The organism is Staphylococcus piscifermentans (genome assembly GCF_900186985.1).
Lineage (GTDB): Bacteria > Bacillota > Bacilli > Staphylococcales > Staphylococcaceae > Staphylococcus > Staphylococcus piscifermentans.
The window spans coordinates 2,119,219-2,138,906 of the sequence record NZ_LT906447.1; the positions used below are offsets into that span (position 1 = coordinate 2,119,219).

A 19,688-nucleotide genomic window follows, 5' to 3' on the forward strand; every position below is an offset into this window, starting at 1 on the left:
ATTTACTGATACCCTAATAGTCTTATTATGGTCATACTTACCTATTTTTTCAAAGTAAAAACATTATTAAATAAAAAAGAGCGGAACAGAAATAAATATTGAGTAAAATTATTTCACCGTTCCGCCCTAGCAGTAGGGTGAGACAATATACAGTCTCAACCCGCTATTTTTCTATTAACCACTTAGCAGTCTTCTGGATTGCCGGCTACTTTAGCTGTACGGAATGAACTTCCGCAACCGCATGAAGCAATTGCATTCGGATTATCGATTTGGAAGCCTCCGCCCATAAGTGATTGTTTGAAATCTATTGTTGTACCTTCTAATACAGGTTTGTCATATTTATCAACCAGTACTTTTAAACCGTAATATTCGATAATTTCATCATTGTCGCCAGGCTCTTCTTCAGCTGTCATACCATAAGTCAATCCAGTACAACCGCCGCCGTTGACTTTAATTTTTAAATAGCCGTCTGGCATATCATTGCTTTCAAGCATACTCTTCACTTCGTATGCTGCTGCTTCAGTAAGAATTACTGTTGGCATAATTATTCCCTCCTAGTTCATTCTGCTACGTCAAAAATTGAAACTAGAAAATCCAAGTTTCCTCTATATGCTTATAAATATTTTGCAATAAATCGTCTGGCGAGTCTCCTTCAACAATATCACCGTTAACTAGTGCATACAAGCCACTTGAACAAACACCGCAATTTTGCAGACATCCATATTCTAATACGTCTACACCAGGGTCTTGGTCAAGTTTGTTATACACGTAGTCTCCGCCTTTTGCCATATTTGATATGCAAAATTCTACTATTGGATTCATTAATTGAACTCCTCTTATAGTTTTGAGTGCTATTATTATAACATATTTTCAGTTGTTTCTCTCTAAGCACAAATTGAAATTATTTTTCCTGTTAAAGATTGTTTGTCTGGCGGTTTAAAAAAGATTATAATAAATGAAAGCATATTTTTAAAAATAAGCAAATGACGTTGGTTACGTACTTTCATAATAATCAGGCACCATGCAGTGATGCAGCGTTATATTAATCTTGATAAGAGGGGTTATCGGAATGAAGAATTTAGTATTGTTAGGTGGCGGCTACGGCAATATGCGTATTCTTTCGCATATCCTGCCTGATGAATTACCTGAAGATTACACTATCACTTTGATTGATCGTATGCCTTATCATGGTTTGAAACCAGAATATTATGCTCTTGCAGCAGGTACTAAATCAGATAAAGATGTACGATTACAGTTTCCGGAATCTAAAAAGCTGAATATTGTTTACGGGGAGATTTCAGCGATTGATTTAGATGAACAAATTATTTCTGTCGGTGACACTAAAGTAGATTATGATGAGCTCGTTATCGGGTTGGGGTGCGAAGATAAATATCATAATGTACCAGGAGCTGAAGAATACACTTACAGTATTCAAACATTAGCAAAATCACGTAAAACTTATCATACAATCAGCGACTTACCTACTCATTCTAAAGTAGCAATTGTGGGGGCAGGTTTAAGCGGTATTGAATTAGCAAGTGAATTACGTGAAAGTCGTTCTGATTTAGATATCAGACTTTACGACCGTGGTGAACGTATTCTTGCACGTTTCCCGGAGAAGCTTAGTCATTATATCGAAAAATGGTTCAAGAAAAATAACGTTACGGTAATTCCTAATTCTAATATCAATAAAGTAGAACCTGGAAAAATTTACAATCATGATGAACCAGAAGATGTCGATATTGTCGTTTGGACAGCAGGTATCCATCCAGTTTCAGTAGTTAGAAATTTACCTGTTGATGTCAGCAAAAATGGTCAAGTCATTGTCAATCAGTATCACCAAATTCCTACATATCAAAATGTATATGTAGTCGGCGACTGTGCAAGCCTACCACACGCACCGAGTGCACAACTTGCTGAAATCCAAGGCGATCAGATCGCTGATGTTATGATAAAACAATGGAAAGACGAAGCACTTCCAGATAAAATGCCAGAGTTGAAAATCCAAGGATTCTTTGGTTCTTTAGGCGATAAAAAAGGTTTCGCTTATGTACTAGATCGTCCGCTTACAGGTCGTATTGCTTCAATTATGAAGTCAGGAATTTTATGGTTGTATAAATATCATAATGGATAAAATCAATTATTTTGAAAAGTCAGGATGGAAATCCTGGCTTTTGTTGTATCAATCACAATTTAAGGTGTAAAACCGGATAATCTCTCCCTTGGCCATCTTTTTGAGATTCACTATGTATTGTAAAGCCGTTTTTCAAATAGAATTTCAAAGCTTGAGCGTTATCCTTATTCACATCGATGTATTGTATTTTATTTTCTTGTATAAGGTGTCGAACTATTTCTGTACCGTAGCCCCTCTTGAAATATTTCGGGTCAATAAATAACATTTCTAAATTTTGCTCATTTGTACCTGAAAAACCTATGACTTCTTGGTCATTCGACCACAAATAAGCTTCTACTAACTTAAAATAGTTTGGAATTTCAGTTTTTAATTCTAATCTATCTTTTTCCTTTAAAAAATCATGAGTGGCTTTTACAGATCTTGCCCATATCTCTAAAGCTATAGAGTAATCTTTTTCTTGAAGTTTCCTTTTAGATAACGTCATATTATGTCTTCCTCTTTCTTTATCATTTAAAAAGCAGATATAAAAACAAAGGCAACTTAATATAAGTCGCCCTATTGTTCTCAATCTCTCTTATTTAACTTTCGAAATGCTCATCTACGAAACGTGTAATTTGTTTGGATTGAATAAAGCCGTCCGCCACTAACATGTCATCCATTGTAACAAGCGGATAGAATAATTCATCATTTTCTAATTGTTCAATATACTGCTGATCATGATCGGATAAATTTTCAGTATCCTTTTGAAAATCTATATACGTATATTCAAAATTAATTTCCGGATATTTACGTTTTAATAATGCTTGCAGCCAATCAAATGTATCTTTAGATGTTGGTGCGTTAACACAACTTGCACATACAACATCAGCCCCATAAACCACTACACTTACTTTAGTCACTTGGCATTCCTCCATAGATTTTTTTGTCTTTATCTATTATAATAAATGAACAAGCAGAAAAATGAAATTATATACTTGGAAGGAGATATATCCATGCCAACTGAAAATACAACAATGTTTGATCAAGTTGCAGTTGTTATTGAGCGTTTACGTCCGTTTTTATTACGTGACGGTGGCGATTGCACATTGATTGATGTCGAAGACGGTATCGTTAAATTACAACTTCACGGTGCATGCAATACATGCCCTAGTTCAACAATCACTTTAAAAGCAGGTATCGAGCGTGCGTTGCTTGAAGAAGTACCTGGCGTTGTTGAAGTAGAACAAGTATTCTAAAGCATTCAGATAAATAGCGCTATGGAAGAAGCTAAGCTGATAACTGATTCAGCTGATGCTTCTTTTTTTATTGATTTAAATGTGCTTTTATTATACGGCTGAGCAATGTGGCAGCTCCCGCTTCTCCCACTAACTGCTCATCATAATAAGCTGTAAATCGTGCATCATCAATATATAGGTCTGCCATTGCAAGATGATACCCCTCACTATATTGTCCGCTCATGAGTTTCAACCACTTAGCATGAGCGTCAAACACTTCTTTTACAATGTCTTTGTCCATACTTTCATGATTTTGTTTCAGTAATTCTTGCAATCCTTTTTTTATTACCAACTCACATTCTTCTGCGCGTTGATATTCTATTTGAGAAAGATGACTCCAATGTTGTTCTGATGTTTCTAATGCCTCATGTCCATATTTTCCAATCACTTCTTCTCCATAATGATCACGGTTTTCATTCGTTTTTTCTTGTTTGAAAGCTTCAAATTTTTCTTTATCTGGCATTTGTTTCCCCTCCTGTTTATTTTCTAAAGTAGTATCAATTAAATGAATCAGTGCACTTATTTCAGCTTGCTTTTTCATCAGTTTTTCTTTTTGCTTTTTCAATAATTGATTGAAATCATTTTCCTCATCAAGAATAATTGCTTTGATTTGTTCTAAAGGCATTTCCATCTTTCTTAAAAACATAATCACTTGCAGAACATCTAAGTCTTCTGATTGATAAACGCGATAACTATTTACTGCTCCTCTTCGAGCAGTAAATAAATTAATTTCATCATAATAGCGTAAAGTTCGAGTGCTTAATCCTGTCATTTCTGCAACTTCGCTTATAGAATAATCCATTATGTCACCTCCTATATTTTCATCTTAAAGGTTTACGTTACGTAAAGGTCAATAACTTTTTTCATTTTCTGAATTAATGTTTAATAAACATAAAAACTCGAACTGCTCATTCAGCTCGAGTTTTAAAGTTCATTCTAATTTTAGTGTAAACGCATTGATTGCTACAATAATAGTACTGAGTGACATTAACACAGCTCCTACTGCCGGTGATAGTATCAAACCTGCAAATGCTAATACACCCGCTGCTAGAGGTACTGCAATAATATTATATCCAGCACCCCACCAAAGGTTTTGGACCATTTTACGCATTGTATTTTTAGATAGTGTAAGGAAATGAATAATATCAATAGGATTACTTTTAACAATAATGATGTCAGCAGAATCTATTGCAACATCCGTACCTGCACCAATCGCTGCACCAATATCTGCTCTAACTAAACTTGGCGCATCATTAACACCGTCTCCTACCATCATAACTTTACTGCCGTCTTTTTGATAATTTTGTATAATTTTCTCTTTATCTTCTGGTAATAATTCAGAGTGAATATTTTTTATCCCTAGTTCTTTTGCAACACTCTTAGCCGCTTCTTGATTGTCCCCCGTCAACATTACGGGAGTAATATTTTGTTCTATCAGATCCGAAACCATTTGTTTAGAACTTTCTTTGATTTGATCGCCTTGAGCAATGAAACCAATAACTGAATCGTGTTCTATCAAGTAGCTGATTGAGTTGCCTTTTTCTGCCCAACGTGTAAATAATGATTTATCATATTTAATTTGATGTTTTTTCAAGTATGATTCATTAACAATCTTAATACTGTGTCCATTCACTTTTCCTTCCAATCCAACACCTGAAATTGTCTGAACATCTTCTGGATTTTCAATTTTAATTTCTTTAGATTTGGCATATTCAACAATACCAGTTGCTAATGGATGATTAGAGGCACTTTCTAATGATGCAAACAATTGCAATACTTCGTCATCTGTTAAATGACTAGCTAAACTTTCATAGTGATTAACTGTAAACACACCTTTAGTTAAAGTACCTGTTTTATCCATCATGACATAGTTTAAATGCTGCGCAATCTCTACAGCCTCTCTATTTTTAATAATTAACCCATTATGCGCGCCAATTGAAGTGGAACGTGCCGTAACTAACGGTATAGCTAAGCCTAATGCATGCGGACATGCTATTACCAATACCGTTACCAATCTCTCAAGTGCGAAATCAATATTATGGGTAATCAGTATCCATACGATAAATGCAATAAGACCTGCACTTACTGCAAAATAAAAGAGGTAACCTGCAACTTTATCAGATAGAAGCTCTGCTCGAGACTTATCATCTTGCGCTTGATTAACCATTTCCATTACTTGTGATAAATAGCCTTCTCCTCCTACAGCAGAAACTTTTACTTGAATAGTGCCTGAGCCATTAATCGCACCGCCAATAACCTTGTCATCGATATGTTTCGGAACCTTCTTGGATTCGCCAGTTACCAATGATTCATCTACATCAGTACTTCCTTTGATAATAATACCGTCTGCGGGTATGCTGTCCCCTGATTTGACTTCAATGATATCCCCATCTTTTATATCAGAAGTTTGGATTGTTTCATGGTTGCCATCTTTATCCATTTTAACCGCTTTATTTGGTAACAGCTCTGCCATTTTCTCTAACGCGTTGCCTGCATTGCCTACAGCATTCATCTCAATCCAATGACCTAATAGCATGATAATAATTAAAGTTGCTAACTCCCAGAAAAAGTCCATAGCATGAGAGGAAGCATTACTAAAATGATTAAGATAGAATGCATATAGACTATAGACATATGCAACAGTTATACCTAAAGCAATAAGTGTCATCATACCTGGCTTTTTCTCTTTCAATTCATCTTTAGCTCCTGATAAGAAAGGCTGACCTCCATAAAAGAACAGAATGGTAGCAAATATTAATACAAGCCAATCAGAACCTTTAAATGTGAACTGGAACGGTAAATGTAAGCCCATCATTGGAGATAAAATAACAATGGGAATTGCAAATATTAAAGAGATAAGAAATTTCTTTTTAAAATCGCCATGATGATGGTGCCCCATATGATTTTGATGATGCATATTATGGTGTTCATGCATGTGCATAGAGTCATGTTTCTGTGACATACTAAAACTCCTTTCTTATATCTTCACAACTATCTTTAAGTATCCTTTAAAGACAAAAAAACACTCATTAATTTTACGATGCTTGAATAGTATACTCATCTATACCCTTATAGGGTATAATTCAAAAGTAAAAAGGCAAGATACAACGTTTTATCATTGTATCTTGCCTTTTCCATTCAAACTATTTTTCTTTCATATGGTGAACAATACGTTCATCAATATATGTCCAGCCTTTCCATCCAATATGGACAGCATCAGTAATGACATAAGGCTCATAATCTTTATCTGTTAAATCGTAAATCTTACCGCCGTTATCTACAACAGTGCGATGAATTTTATCGTATACAGGTTGGCGTTTATCTTTATCAACACCGATATGGTCATACCATTTTCCATTAACTGGAATACTGATATATTCAACATCTGCACCTGCTTCATGCATCGTCTGTACTAATAATTTTAAATCCGCAAATTCTGGCGAATTGATATTAAATTCATAGTCTCGATTCATGCGGCGTTTATGTGCTTTAATCAATTTCCAATATTTATCACGAATATGATATTTGTTAGATTGTGAATGTGCTTCTCCATATTGGACAGCAACATCTCTCATTTCAGACCATGAAGCATCTTTAGACGTTACAGGCTTCACATGTTCTAACGGTACCTTCTTGAAGTTCATTAAACTTTTAATCGCTTCTATTTTCGTTAATTGATTTTCTTTAAAAGAAGAAATATAATTACCATCTGTTTTACCGTGATTTTTAGCCACATCTCTTAAAAAATCTTTATTGTGGACGTTTTTAAATTGCAATAATCTTTTAGCGTAACGTTGTTTTAATTCGTCACTCATATTTTTTTGATTAAACATTTGATTAATTTGATTTTGAGACATACGCGCATCAAAGTTCAGATTGGTCAATCCATGGTTAGTAAACCATTGCGGCGAAATGATGAATGCAATTTTCTTCCCTTTCAAATCGTCGTATTGAGATGCTAATTCCACGCCATTCACCAAATCAGTATTACCCCCAGTACCCAATAAGAAGGCCTGTCTTGGAGAATTATGTTTATTCAAAGCAATGGCTGGATTAAACGGATCATCTTTTTCTAGTTCACTTGAGCCATAAATAGGATAGAATTGTTTGTTGTGATGGAACAACTCATCTTGTATCAGTGTTCCTTTCAATACTTGGTCTGTTAAAGACATGCGATTATCTACCAAAGTTTTATCATTGACCAACCCTGTAAACCAGCTTGATGGCAGCAATACAAAAATTATAAATATTGCCCCGCTGATAATAATCGGTAAAAATGGTTTTAATTTTTGCTTCATCTAAGTTCTTCTAAAGCTTCAACAATTTTATTAGGAGTCGCCCACTCGTCACGATCAAAGTCCATGATAGATACTTCGATACCTAATTTATTTTGAATTTCCAATAATAAACCTACAGTTTGGAAAGAATCGATGATACCTTCCTCAAAAATTTCAACATCAGGATTTTCTTTCACAATATCGTTTTCTGCAACTTCTGCTAATAAATCTAAAACTTGTTCTCTAAATTCCATAATAATAAATCTCCTTTTTGATTAAATCAGTTTTCCTGAAAAAATTAAGAATCCAAATGTGACAAAGTGGAATGTAACAATAACACTTAATGCAGTGGTAAAACCATTTTGCCAACGTGGCGGATGTTTCTTGCGCCAACGTTCATAATAACCATAGCCGATGAATAAGGCTGCATGGTAGAGTCCATAAACAATGTAATACACTTCTAATCCGTGCCAAACTCCCATGATGAAAAAGTTCAGGAAGAAAGCGATATTAGACATAGCGAATTGGCTTTTCAATAATTTCTTTTTAGACATAAAGAATAAAGATCTCATATAAATACAATCGCGGAACCAGAATGATAATGTCATGTGCCATCTGTTCCAGAAATCTTTAATATTTCTAGACTTGAATGGTTGATTGAAGTTCGGCGGTGTCTTGATACCATATATATAACTCACTGCTATCGCAAATAAACTATATCCGGCAAAATCAAAGAATAAATACATGCTATAGGCATACATATATAACCAATATTTAACAAATCCATGAAGATGCATTTGCAATGGCATTACACCGTATTGATTTACAAAGTACGCGATAATATATTTATATAAGAAGCCGAGCATAATCATATGAACTGCTTTTAAAATAAGCTCTCGATATTCATTTCCAGTCGGAACTTTTTTATCATCTTTTACGAAACGCTTGTAACGGTCGATAGGACCAGATGAAATCGTTGGGAAGAAAGAAATAAATTGGAAGAGTTTTCCTATTTTAATTTCTTTAATCGACCCATCTCTAATTTCCATAATCAACTGAACACTTTTAAAGGTAACGTAGGAAATTCCTAGAAAACCAATAAATTCAATTAACTTGTGCTCATGAAATTGGATTTGTTGACCGCCTAACCATGAACTTGAGAATATCTTTACTAATGCAAGTGGCAAGATAGACAATGCCATCACGATAAAGAATTTAATAAATGAATTGTTTTTTGGACGTGAGTAGTAATACCACATAATCAAGGCTGCTTGCCATAGCATATAAATGATAAAACTAACTAGCTGTACACTCAAATATTTATTGCCAAAAAAATTCAATTTATCGGATGAAAAAATAATAACTATCATTATTGCTGTGCTGATACCGTTATAAATATAGCTTCGCTTACCTAAAAATCCTAATATAATAACAGGTATGAGCAAGATAAAAGCAATTAAGAAAAAGGTAAATGTGCCATATGGTGTCATTAATTCAATTCCTCTGCTATTTTCTTACGGTCTATTTTACCATTGGAAGTTAATGGCAACTGATCCATCCATACAAATTTTCTTGGAATCATGTATTCAGGTAAGCTGGATTTTAAATCAGTTTTGATTGCGTGTGAAAGTTCTGCATTATCTTCTACTGTTTCTGATGGTACTACTGCACCAATCAATTGTGTGACTTTACCGTTTTTATAAATAGGAACCACTATTGCTTCTTTTACGTGCTCTGATTGACGTAAAATAGTTTCAATTTCTTCAAGTTCCATGCGGTAACCGTTCATTTTAATTTGAAAATCAATACGTCCTTGAATGAACCATTGTTGATCTTCGAATTTCGCCTTATCACCTGAATGATAAGTACGTGTATCGCCTTTTAAGTTGAATACTTCTTTTGTTTTTTCTTCATTTTTTAAATAACCGGCACTGACACTGTTTCCTGAAATCACAAGTTCACCTTCATCTGTTGTAGATAAAGTTGTTCCAGGTCTTACTTGTCCTACTGGAAGCGGATTGTATTGTTCCAAGATTTCTGGTGTGATTTGAACACTTGTCACAGCTACAGTGGCTTCAGTCGGTCCATAAGTGTTATAAATCACTGCTGATGGAAACCGCTCGGTAAGTGCTTTAGCTGTTCTGTGCGGTAAAATTTCACCACAGAAGAAGAATTGTTTCAAACTTGGATATTGTTTTTCTTCTAAAGTCGGCAACAATAAACACATTTCAATAAATGAAGGTGTAGAGACCCAAACGTTTATCGGTGTCTGTTGCAACATATCATTTAAAAGTTTCGGTTTCTTGATCATATCTTTATCTACGAGGTTTAATGTGCCACCTGTAAAGAGACAAGGATAAATAGCCATTACAGATAAATCAAATGAAAACGGCGCTTGATTCAACCATTCTTGCCCTTCTCCTAATTGATTCAATGAATCCATCCATTCTGCAAATTCAATTAGGCTGCTGTATTGAATTTGTACACCCTTTGGCTCTCCTGTAGAACCTGAAGTAAAAATCGTATAAACAACATCTTCTGGTGACATGCGTGATTCAATTGGTTCAGATACTTCTGTATTCTGGATATCTTCAATTGTTATCACTTTGCCATGTTGAAAATCAAGTGATCCTTGGCTTACATCTAAAATGTATTCTGGTGTCGCCTTTTCGATAATCATAGCTGTACGATCATCAGGCACTGATGTATCTATAGGTACATAACCGCAACCTGCTTTAATAGCCCCTATCATGCCGACAATCATATAAGGAGACATATGCCCGTATAAGACTATCGGTTGCTGACTTTCTTTAATCAAGTAGGCAAGGCGATCTGATAAATCATCTAACTCTTGGTAAGACAATATTTCGTCTGTGTGTCTTACAGCAATATTGTCAGGTTTCTCTTTAACAATGCTTTTTAATACATTAATAATCTCTTTCATAACTTTCTCCTTTAATTAGAATTCATTGTATATAAAGTTATTATGCGTGTCTCCTGATCCGTATATTAGGTATAGAGTAATGAATATCGCTAAATAAAGAGCAGTTAATAGATATGGCTTTAACTTTTGAAATGTTTCTAATTTTGTTTCGGGTTCTTTGGTTTTCATGTAGCACCCCTCTTGCTATATTAATTTTTCTTAGTACAAGTGTGACATGGAAGTATCTTAATAAACTACTACCCTAATTCAACAAAAATATAATTCATTATAATGTTTTTCACATTGTTTTTCAATTATATTGGTTAAGAATAGAGAAAAAAATTAAACGCTTCCAATCGCTCTATCCCTTACTAGGTGGGCTTTTAACAACCAAAAAAATCACTTGATACAGACTTTTTTCGTTTCTCCTAAAAAATTTTACTCATTTAGTTTACTTCTAACCCTATAAAAAGGCAATATTTATATGCATAACATTATTGTAATACTCACTTTTCTTTTCTTCATCATTCTTAAGAAGTAGAAAGAATAAAATTTAAAAAAGCAGCATTCTCAATTTATTCAAAAGAGAAATGCTGCTCAATCTAACTATTTATCTGTTACAGGTGTGATAGGCGGGTGTCCTTGCAACACAGCTTTCACATTATTAACAGATAGCTGAATCATTCTATCTCTTGTTACGACAGAAGCACTGCCGATGTGCGGTAATACCACTGCGTTAGATAATTTTAGTAAAGGATGATCTGGTGCAATCGGTTCTTCTCTGAATACATCTAAACCAGCACCTGCAATCTCGCCCTCTTCTAACGCTTGAATCAAATCTTCTTCTACAACTGTAGCGCCGCGTCCGATATTGATAAAAATGGCGTCATCACGCATCTTCTTAAATGCTGCACGATTGAATTTATCTTTCGTTTCGGGCGTTAGTGGCGCAGTACAGATTACGAAATCGCTGTTTTCGAGCAATTCATCAAAGCTGACATATAATACTCCTAGTTCTTTCTCGGCGATACGATGACGGCTGCGGTTATGATACATTACATTCGCTTCGAAACCTTTCAGACGTCGTGCAAATGCTCTGCCTATATCGCCCATACCGAATATTCCGACTTTAGAACCGTGAACATCTTTTCCAGCAAGAAGATAAGGACCCCAACTTTTCCATTTGCCGTCTCGGATATATTGTTCTGCTTCAACAATTCTGCGTGCTGTTGCAAGCATCAAAGTAAATCCAAGCTCTGCTGTCGTTTCGGTTAATACTTCCGGCGTATTTGTAACCGTTACTCCACGTTCTTCAGCTAATGGAATATCAATATTGTCATAGCCTACAGCTAAATTGGCAATAATTTTCAATTTAGGTGCGGCATCTAATGTTTCTTCGTTGACTTTCTCACTTAAAGTAATGAAGCACGCATCTGCATCTTTCAACTCTTCCAAGAATTCTTTGCGAGGCATCGGAACAAATTCTTCGTCCCACATTTTAACTTCCGCAAATTCTTTCAACTGTTCTATATAACGTTCTGGTACTTTCCGTGTCACTAACACTTTGGTCATAGTAACACCTACCCTTCTAATTCATTTAGCACCTCATTCAAATCTTTGAATGTATAAGTTGGTTGTGTTTCTTTTTGTGCTAGTTCTTCTTTGCTTGTTACACCTGTTTGTACATGAATCGTGTCAATACCTGCGTTGATACCGGACATAATATCTGTTTCATATAAATCGCCGACCATAGCTACTTCGTCTTTCGGCAATTTCATAATTTCCATCGCCATATCCATAATAATAGGTTGCGGTTTGCCGATAAATGTCGGCTGCACTTGAGTAGATACAGTAACTACACTTGTAATAGACCCATTGCCTGGGAGTAAACCGCGTTCATTCGGGATTGAGATATCTTGGTTAGTAGAAATGAATTTAGCTCCATTGCGTACGCCTAATGTCGCTTGTGCAAATTTATCATAATCTACTTTCGTATCTAATCCTACTACTACATAGTCGACATGTGTATCATCAATCAAAGTAAGGCCTGCATCTAATAAAGCTGTACGGATACCGCCTTCTCCGATAACATAAATAGAAGCTTTAGGATTTTCCTTTTTAATATATCCTGCAGTTGCTAATGCTGAAGTAATCACTTCTTCCGGCTTCGCTTCAATACCGAAACCTGCTAATTTTTTCACTACATCACTTGGAACTTTAGTTGAATTATTCGTCACAAAAAGATGAGGAATATTGTGTTCGTTTAAGTAATCAATAAATTGTTTCGCCCCATCAATTTCATCAGAACCTTTATACATTGTCCCATCTAAATCAATCAAATAGCCTTTATATTGTTTCATGAAATTAATGCTCTCCTTTTCCAAATGCTGTCACAGGCACATTTTCATTATTTAAAAAATGAATGACTTCATCAATAAAATTACGATAATCTTCAAGTGATGCATCAAACAAAGGAATTAAATCTTCAGAATCCAACTGATCATATTGATGTACAAAACGTTTACGTACCTCTACAGTTTGGTTTATTCCTTCTTTTGTTTTTGGAGAAATCACTTTTTCTAATTCAAGAATATCAATGACATCTTTATAATTGCCAGGATCTCTTAAAACAAAACCATCAATAATCATATTTCCGATATCTACAGAAGACTCAATCAACATTTGAGCAATTCTTTCAAATGCATAATGATTTTCTTTTTGTTCTGGGTAATCTTCTGTTAATTGTTTTAAATAATTTAATTTAAGTTCTAATTTCTCTTTATCCACAAAATACATGCTACCACTCCTATTCCCTTCAATCATATCACATCTTTGCAGTACAATTCATTAGTAGATATACTGGCATAAAGACGCTGTTAAAAGGAGCTGAAAATATGATAGATATGTTTTTATATGATGATAACGAAGAAGCTGATGTCCAGTATGTAGGCATGGTTGGAGAAGAAAGCCGTTACGATTTAATGATGTTTCAAACTAATCGCCACTATGGCAAAGTTTTAGTATTAAATATGCAAACCAATAAATTCGGTATTATCGGACCGGATGATTTAGCTGAAGATGGATATGTCGCTTATGTATTAGGCGTCAGTGATGCTGAAGGTGAAGAACTCACTGAATACTTAAAGGATGTTATACCTAGCGGGACTTTTGATAGCGGGGAATATTAATATAATCAAAAGAGTTGAGGGAATAGGATACTCATAATATATCCAACTCCTCAACTCTTTATTATTGCTTCGATTCTTGTTCTTTCGGAATGCTCGGTTCAATTTTCACATCATGTAATTTATCGGATGGATCATCAACCAATTGTTCCTCTTCTGATTCACGTAATTGCTTTAGCTCTCTTTCGGGTATACGTCTTAACACGAAATAAGCACAACCAAAATTACAATACTCTAATAAATAATCTTGGATAGTTGAAAAACGTTTGCTGATTTCTGCTTTTTTATTTGAATCTCTATAAAAACCCTTTAAACGTAACTGTTCATAACCGTAATCTCCAACTACATAATCATATTTATCTAGAATTTCAGAATAACGGCTTGCAAATTGCTCTTCATCAAAGCAATCACGATATTCTTCTATTAATTCAAAGTATTTATCTCCTGCTTTAATCATTATTCTCACCTAATCTATATTCATTATTCTTTCGCAACTTTTTCAATATATTCTCCATTATACAACAAAAACTTAGATACCTTATTCATTATGGCATCTAAGTCTTCAAAACCCAATCTATTAAAATGAAAGAAACGAGTCATTTGACCCGCTCCTTTTCTACTTCACTATAAACAACTATTCATTACCCTTCATTTTTAGCTGCTTCTAATTTTTCGTCGCCAATACGTTGTCTTTCCTTAGCCGCTTCATTAACTTGCTCATCAGCATGATAAGAACTGCGGACTAACGGACCAGCTTGACAATGTTTGAATCCTTTGTCCATTGCTACTTTTCTCAATTTACCGAATTCTAATGGAGAATAATATTTTTGAACTTTCAAGTGCTTACGAGAAGGTTGTAAATATTGACCAATTGTCAAAATATCAACGTCTACAGCACGTAAGTCGTCCATTGTTTCGTGAAGTTCTTCGATTGTTTCTCCTAAACCTACCATGATACTTGATTTAGTAGGAATATCCGGTTGCAATTCTTTAGAACGTCTTAAGAATTCTAATGTACGATCATAAGTTGCACGTGCACGAACTCTTGGAGTCAAGCGACGTACTGTTTCAATATTATGGTTCAAAATATCTGGTTTAGATGCCATTAAAGTTTCAAGCGCGTCATAATCTCCGCCCATGTCAGAAGGCAAGATTTCAATAGTAGTATAAGGGTTACGCTCTCTTACTTTTCTGACAGTTTCAGCATACACATTTGAACCTGCATCTCTTAAATCATCACGTGCCACAGCCGTGATAACAACGTGTTTCAAATTCATCAACTCAACTGATTCAGCAACACGTTCTGGTTCTCCTAAATCTAATTCGTTCGGTAAACCTGTCTTAACTGCACAGAAACGGCAAGCACGTGTACATACCGCTCCTAAAATCATAAACGTAGCTGTACGGCGTGCGCCCCAGCATTCATGTATATTCGGACACTTTGCTTCTTCGCAAACAGTGTGTAAATTCTTCTCACGCATCATCTTCTTCAGACCGGTATAGTTTTCGTTCGTGTTCAGCTTAATCTTCAACCAATCTGGTTTACGTAAAATCTCTTCATTTTTTGTAGCCATTACAACACATACCCTCCTGTGTACTCATCTTCACCTTATTATAACAAATTATAAGAAAATGAAAACGCTATAACTCATAATTTCACAGTTCTAATAATTTCTTTTTAAAAATGTCCCGTAAAAATTCTGGCATCAGATATTCGGTTGGTAGATCTTTAAAAATAGGGAAATAACGTCCGAAAGTATACATGTCTATGGTACCAAGTGTATAAATATGGTCGTCTTCTATTTCTTTACCTTGCACAAAGAAACGTGATTCAGATTCGATGTAGCCCATATTATACAAGATATATCCTCCGAAAATATCTCCTCTAAATCCTAAGCCTTGCGCATGTTCATGCATATAACTTTGTTCCTCAGCTGTTAAAATCACAGTTTTCAAATCTTTGCCTGAAATTTTAATTCGGACTGCATTAATAGGGTGCGGCAACATTTGATGTACATCAAATTCAGTTACCTCAGACCCCTCAATCCCTTTTACGATTAGTCCTGCATTAATTATTGTACAGTCTGCATGTGTAAATTCATATACACTTTGTGCAAGCAGATATGACGTTTTAGTGATAACATCAGTGCGTCTCGGCAAGTCCACTGGATGATCAACAACAGGATCGCTCATTAAAGCTTTTCCTTCTTCAGCAAAATGGGTTTCAACTTCAGGTAAAGTATCAATCGGCAGTAATTCTGCTTCCTTATGCACAACTTGGTTGTTTTCAATACTTAAATTGACTTCTCCTAAATAGTGCCCATACTTTCCAGCCGCTGCCATTAAAACACCATTCTTCATTTCGCCATGTTCAAAATAATGATGTGTATGGCTACCGAAGATGACATCAATTTCTGGCAGTGCTTCACATAACTTGCGATCAAAGAAAATACCGCAATGGCTCATCACAATCAACACATCATATTGGCCTTCTTGTTTCGCAATTTCATCTTTAATTGCTGCCATAGGATCGGTTACTACCCAATCTAATGCACGATAAAAAGGAGTGAACGGAGCAGTAGCAGCTACAAATAAAATACGTGTCTCTTCAATGGTCTCTATATGGCTTGAAGTCATATGATGCGGCAAGTTGCCCTCTTCATCAAACACGTTGCTGCAAGTCACACTGAAATCTGCATCTTCGTATAACGCATTTAAATCATCGTGTGAAATCGTCATTCCTTCGTTATTACCAATCGTTGCAATATTGCAATGTGCTGCATTCAGCAATTGCACATTCTTTTGACCATGTGTGGCTTCTGTAACCGGGGCTGATAAATCTACATGGTCACCGATATCGATATAGAGAGACGGGTGGTTTAATTGAGGTCTATGCTGAGACATATACGCGGCAATTCTTTCATAGTCATGCAGATGGCTATGAATATCATTCGTATGATAAATCGTTAACTCCATACTTAAGTGTCCCCCTTAAAGAATTGATTTTATGATTAAATAAATACCCATCAGCAGCATTACTGTGCGGAGTAATACTACAACTGTATTAGATTGAATAGATTGATTGACTTTAACACCTAATTTAGCTCCGAAATAACTTGAAATGACTAATATAAGCGCATAATGCCAAGCGACATGACCTTGAAAGATATGACCAATTGAACTCATTACACTCGAGAAGAAAATCATCATCATGCTGGTGCCGACTGCCACATGCGGCGGAAATCTAAAGACAATGAGCATTAACGGCGTCATTAAAGCGCCTCCCCCAATACCGAATAAGCCAGTCAAAATGCCAATACAAAAAGTAGTACAAAAGGCAAACACGGGTGGCACATGATAATGGTAAGTTGTTCCGTCACTTGCAATGTATGTACGTTCGTATTTCTTTTTTTCAAACAAACTAATAGGTTTAATATAGTAACGTACCATCAGAATAATAGATACAATGATTAAAAAAATACCAAAATATAAGTTAAATGAATCTAACGTTAAATACCGGCTGATAATCGAACCGATTAACGACCCTGGCAATAAACCAAACAAAAAGATATAACCATTTTTAATATCCACTTGTTTGGATTTCATATACCCTAATGTCGATGTTAAACCAGTCACAATCAAAATAATCGAAGAAGTACCGATAGCAATTTGCGGTGTAATTCCATGAAGCAGGTGATGTTCTACACCTAAGTACACTAAAGTCGGTACGATAATAATGCCTCCGCCAATACCTACAATCGAGCCTAAGATGGCAGATAATGCACCGATAAGAATGAGTAATAAAATACTCAACATTTGACCACTTCCTAAAATAATTTAAGTTGTTGCGGCGCTAAGCCTTCATAATCAATACCCAGAATCTGTTGAAGTTCTTTCGCATTTCCAGCTGCATGGCCGCCTGAATTATTATTGAAAATGACATAGATTTTGTTAGCTTTATGTTGAATAATACGAATCTGATCTGCTAAATTTTCCAATTCAGCTGTTGAATAATCATACAGATAACGTACATCTCGCCAAGCTTCATCTGTCATATCCTGTTTGGTCCAGCCATGTCTGTTGCGCCCATGGTAACGTACAAATGCTGTATCTGTAGTGATACGATTAATCATCGGCGCAGAACCTTCCCCTACTTGCGGTTCATCTACAATAGCATGTATCAAATGCTGTTCAGTCAAAAATTGTAGTGTATTTTCTTTCATACCTTCCTCAAACCACGTCTGATTACGGAATTCAATACAAACAGGGATGTCCTTCAACTGTTCACGGACATAACGAATATAGTTGATATTTTGGGTCTTACAATCGAACCATGGCGGAAATTGCACTAGAACCATTGCTAATTTATTCGCTTCAATCAGCGGTTCAAGCATCAAACGAAACTGTGCAAATAATTCATCTCTGGTCTCTGAAAAATCTTTATAATCTGCATGCAAAGTCAAAGCTTGATGAATCTTCACCACAAACTCGAAACGTTCTGGCGTCTCTTTAATCCACTTACGTATGTTGCGCTCTGGTTGAATGGCATAATACGAAGCGTCTAATTCTACTACTGGAAAATGACTCGCATAAGTCTTTAATTTATCTGTTTTGCGACTTAAATCAGTATAGAGCGAGTCATGATCGCCCCATCCTGTCAGTCCAATATTTATCATAATTATCACCAGCTTCATTTTATCATATTTTCTCAGCAGAACTCTTTAACTCCTCTTATCTTAACTTTATCTATAAAAAAAGATGCTGGATAGAGCTACAGCACCTTCTTCGTCATTTATCGATGAATTCCATTCTGAGTCATGCCTTCAATTTGTTGAACAATTATTGCAATAATATCACTTGCACTCCGGCTCGTCGCAAGCTTCGGTGTCTGTCCGCTCCATAATGACATGAGTTTATCATTATGCTGAGCTGTAGAAGCCTTTCTGATGCCCGAAGTCAATTGATTTTGAATCGGATAACCTGGTACTTCTCCATTAAATTCAGACAAATAATTGATAAAATCGTTACGGATACCACGTGCCATTTTACCACTAAACGCATTGGTTAACACTGTCGAGGTGTCCGTACTGTTCAATATAGCTTGTTTATAAGCAATATCCGCACCGCTTTCTTGAGAGGTTAAGAAAGCTGTTCCCATCTGAACGCCTGAAGCACCTAAAACCAAACTCGCCAGTACTCCGCGACCTTCCATAATGCCGCCAGCTGCTATAACGGGGACAGATACCGCATCTGCTGTTTGAGGTATCAACGAGATACTTCCAATCATCGGATACTCGCCCTTTTCTTTAATGAACGAACCACGATGTCCTCCAGCTTCACTGCCTTGAACCACAATCATATCCATACCAGCTATTTCATTCGCTGCAGCCTCAGCTATAGAGGTTGCAGTACCCATCACTATAATATGATGCTCATGCATTTTACGAATCAGCTTTTCATCTGGTATGCCGAAGGTAAAACTGGCTACAGGTACTTCTTTTTCAATTAAAAGATCAATTTGTGCTTCTAATAATTGCGTTTGAGATAAATTAATAACAGGCTCCTCTAAATTCAGTGCACGTCGATAAGGGCTCAACCAAGCATTCATTAAATCCACTTGTGCTGGGAGCATTCTTTGTTGATTAGGTACAAAAAGATTGACTGCAAAAGGTTGCGAAGTCAATTCTTTCACCGCATCGATTTCTGCAGCAAGTCGCTCTAAACTGAAATAACCTGCTCCAATCGTTCCTAAACCGCCACTTTCACTGACATGCGCGACCAATTCAGGCGTCGTATTTCCCGCCATTCCCGCTTGAATAATGGGATATCTAATACCTAACTGTTCACTGACTTTAGTATCTGACCACATTTTTTTATCTCTCCTATATCAAAGTC

The 19,688-nt window shown here is 35.7% G+C and carries 23 protein-coding genes; 3 read left to right on the forward strand and 20 right to left on the reverse strand.

All coding sequences use genetic code 11. The features are described from left to right. Window positions 1–182: 182 nt before the first annotated feature. Window positions 183–542, reverse strand: coding sequence for a HesB/IscA family protein (locus CKV71_RS09860; RefSeq protein WP_095106340.1), 360 nt, complete (start codon window positions 540–542; stop codon window positions 183–185). Window positions 543–585: 43 nt separating this feature from the next. Continuing rightward, entirely contained in the window at window positions 586–822 is a 237-nt protein-coding gene (locus CKV71_RS09865; protein ID WP_015899802.1) for a YuzB family protein, read from the reverse strand. A 247-nt stretch (window positions 823–1,069) separates the two neighbouring features. Between CKV71_RS09865 and CKV71_RS09870 the strand changes: the two genes are divergently transcribed. After that, window positions 1,070–2,134 (forward strand): NAD(P)/FAD-dependent oxidoreductase, encoded by a 1,065-nt coding sequence (locus CKV71_RS09870; protein WP_095106344.1) that lies wholly within the window; start codon window positions 1,070–1,072, stop codon window positions 2,132–2,134. Window positions 2,135–2,186: 52 nt separating this feature from the next. On the opposite strand, the gene CKV71_RS09875 is transcribed toward CKV71_RS09870, so the two are convergent. Both CKV71_RS09875 and CKV71_RS09880 read right to left on the reverse strand, forming a co-directional pair. Continuing rightward, window positions 2,187–2,618 carry a GNAT family N-acetyltransferase gene (locus CKV71_RS09875; RefSeq protein ID WP_095106346.1) on the reverse strand — a complete coding sequence of 144 codons (432 nt, stop codon included), beginning with the start codon at window positions 2,616–2,618 and terminating at the stop codon, window positions 2,187–2,189. A 94-nt stretch (window positions 2,619–2,712) separates the two neighbouring features. Continuing rightward, a complete protein-coding gene (locus CKV71_RS09880) occupies window positions 2,713–3,033 on the reverse strand; it encodes a YuzD family protein (RefSeq protein WP_095106348.1) in 321 nt (106 codons plus the stop codon). A gap of 93 nt (window positions 3,034–3,126) precedes the next feature. On the opposite strand from CKV71_RS09880, the gene CKV71_RS09885 reads away from it, so the two are divergent. Continuing rightward, window positions 3,127–3,369, forward strand: a complete 243-nt coding sequence (locus CKV71_RS09885; protein ID WP_002481635.1) for a NifU family protein — start codon at window positions 3,127–3,129, stop codon at window positions 3,367–3,369. Window positions 3,370–3,436: 67 nt separating this feature from the next. On the opposite strand, the gene CKV71_RS09890 is transcribed toward CKV71_RS09885, so the two are convergent. The 10 genes from CKV71_RS09890 to hepT form a co-directional block, all read right to left on the reverse strand. Beyond that, complete coding sequence (locus CKV71_RS09890) at window positions 3,437–4,210, reverse strand: MerR family transcriptional regulator (protein ID WP_095106350.1); 774 nt, start codon at window positions 4,208–4,210, stop codon at window positions 3,437–3,439. A gap of 129 nt (window positions 4,211–4,339) precedes the next feature. After that, window positions 4,340–6,370 (reverse strand): heavy metal translocating P-type ATPase, encoded by a 2,031-nt coding sequence (locus CKV71_RS09895; RefSeq protein ID WP_126557873.1) that lies wholly within the window; start codon window positions 6,368–6,370, stop codon window positions 4,340–4,342. Between the two features lie 181 nt (window positions 6,371–6,551). Next, window positions 6,552–7,706 (reverse strand): D-alanyl-lipoteichoic acid biosynthesis protein DltD, encoded by a 1,155-nt coding sequence (gene dltD, locus CKV71_RS09900; RefSeq protein WP_095106352.1) that lies wholly within the window; start codon window positions 7,704–7,706, stop codon window positions 6,552–6,554. Continuing rightward, complete coding sequence (gene dltC, locus CKV71_RS09905; protein WP_095106356.1) at window positions 7,703–7,939, reverse strand: D-alanine--poly(phosphoribitol) ligase subunit 2; 237 nt, start codon at window positions 7,937–7,939, stop codon at window positions 7,703–7,705. The genes dltD and dltC overlap by 4 nt, the downstream gene beginning before the upstream one ends. A gap of 21 nt (window positions 7,940–7,960) precedes the next feature. Further along, complete coding sequence (dltB, locus tag CKV71_RS09910) at window positions 7,961–9,175, reverse strand: D-alanyl-lipoteichoic acid biosynthesis protein DltB (RefSeq protein ID WP_095106360.1); 1,215 nt, start codon at window positions 9,173–9,175, stop codon at window positions 7,961–7,963. Continuing rightward, window positions 9,175–10,629, reverse strand: coding sequence for a D-alanine--poly(phosphoribitol) ligase subunit DltA (gene dltA / locus CKV71_RS09915; RefSeq protein ID WP_095106362.1), 1,455 nt, complete (start codon window positions 10,627–10,629; stop codon window positions 9,175–9,177). Before dltA ends, dltB begins: the two co-directional genes overlap by 1 nt. Before the next feature lie 15 nt (window positions 10,630–10,644). Continuing rightward, on the reverse strand, window positions 10,645–10,797 hold the full coding sequence (locus tag CKV71_RS09920) for a teichoic acid D-Ala incorporation-associated protein DltX (RefSeq protein ID WP_095106363.1): 153 nt from the start codon (window positions 10,795–10,797) through the stop codon (window positions 10,645–10,647). A 417-nt stretch (window positions 10,798–11,214) separates the two neighbouring features. Next, window positions 11,215–12,180, reverse strand: coding sequence for a 2-hydroxyacid dehydrogenase (locus CKV71_RS09925; RefSeq protein WP_095106365.1), 966 nt, complete (start codon window positions 12,178–12,180; stop codon window positions 11,215–11,217). 8 nt (window positions 12,181–12,188) lie between these two features. After that, window positions 12,189–12,968 carry a TIGR01457 family HAD-type hydrolase gene (locus CKV71_RS09930; RefSeq protein WP_095106367.1) on the reverse strand — a complete coding sequence of 260 codons (780 nt, stop codon included), beginning with the start codon at window positions 12,966–12,968 and terminating at the stop codon, window positions 12,189–12,191. A gap of 4 nt (window positions 12,969–12,972) precedes the next feature. After that, window positions 12,973–13,404 (reverse strand): type VII toxin-antitoxin system HepT family RNase toxin, encoded by a 432-nt coding sequence (gene hepT, locus CKV71_RS09935; RefSeq protein ID WP_095106369.1) that lies wholly within the window; start codon window positions 13,402–13,404, stop codon window positions 12,973–12,975. A gap of 98 nt (window positions 13,405–13,502) precedes the next feature. Here hepT and CKV71_RS09940 point away from each other — a divergent pair, with 98 nt between their 5' ends. Then, a complete protein-coding gene (locus tag CKV71_RS09940; RefSeq protein WP_046100264.1) occupies window positions 13,503–13,796 on the forward strand; it encodes a DUF3055 domain-containing protein in 294 nt (97 codons plus the stop codon). Window positions 13,797–13,857: 61 nt separating this feature from the next. Here the strand turns inward: CKV71_RS09940 and CKV71_RS09945 are convergent, their stop codons facing one another. The 6 genes from CKV71_RS09945 to CKV71_RS09970 form a co-directional block, all read right to left on the reverse strand. Then, complete coding sequence (locus CKV71_RS09945; RefSeq protein WP_095106371.1) at window positions 13,858–14,250, reverse strand: YutD family protein; 393 nt, start codon at window positions 14,248–14,250, stop codon at window positions 13,858–13,860. A gap of 184 nt (window positions 14,251–14,434) precedes the next feature. Then, window positions 14,435–15,367 carry a lipoyl synthase gene (lipA, locus tag CKV71_RS09950; RefSeq protein WP_095106372.1) on the reverse strand — a complete coding sequence of 311 codons (933 nt, stop codon included), beginning with the start codon at window positions 15,365–15,367 and terminating at the stop codon, window positions 14,435–14,437. Window positions 15,368–15,449: 82 nt separating this feature from the next. Beyond that, complete coding sequence (locus CKV71_RS09955) at window positions 15,450–16,769, reverse strand: bifunctional metallophosphatase/5'-nucleotidase (protein WP_095106373.1); 1,320 nt, start codon at window positions 16,767–16,769, stop codon at window positions 15,450–15,452. Between the two features lie 15 nt (window positions 16,770–16,784). Next, window positions 16,785–17,609, reverse strand: coding sequence for a sulfite exporter TauE/SafE family protein (locus CKV71_RS09960; RefSeq protein ID WP_095106374.1), 825 nt, complete (start codon window positions 17,607–17,609; stop codon window positions 16,785–16,787). A gap of 11 nt (window positions 17,610–17,620) precedes the next feature. Beyond that, the gene (locus tag CKV71_RS09965) at window positions 17,621–18,469 is read right to left on the reverse strand and encodes a DUF72 domain-containing protein (RefSeq protein ID WP_095107310.1); all 849 of its coding nucleotides are present in this window, start codon (window positions 18,467–18,469) and stop codon (window positions 17,621–17,623) included. Window positions 18,470–18,585: 116 nt separating this feature from the next. Further along, the gene (locus tag CKV71_RS09970; RefSeq protein ID WP_095106376.1) at window positions 18,586–19,662 is read right to left on the reverse strand and encodes an NAD(P)H-dependent flavin oxidoreductase; all 1,077 of its coding nucleotides are present in this window, start codon (window positions 19,660–19,662) and stop codon (window positions 18,586–18,588) included. Between the last annotated feature and the right edge of the window lie 26 nt (window positions 19,663–19,688).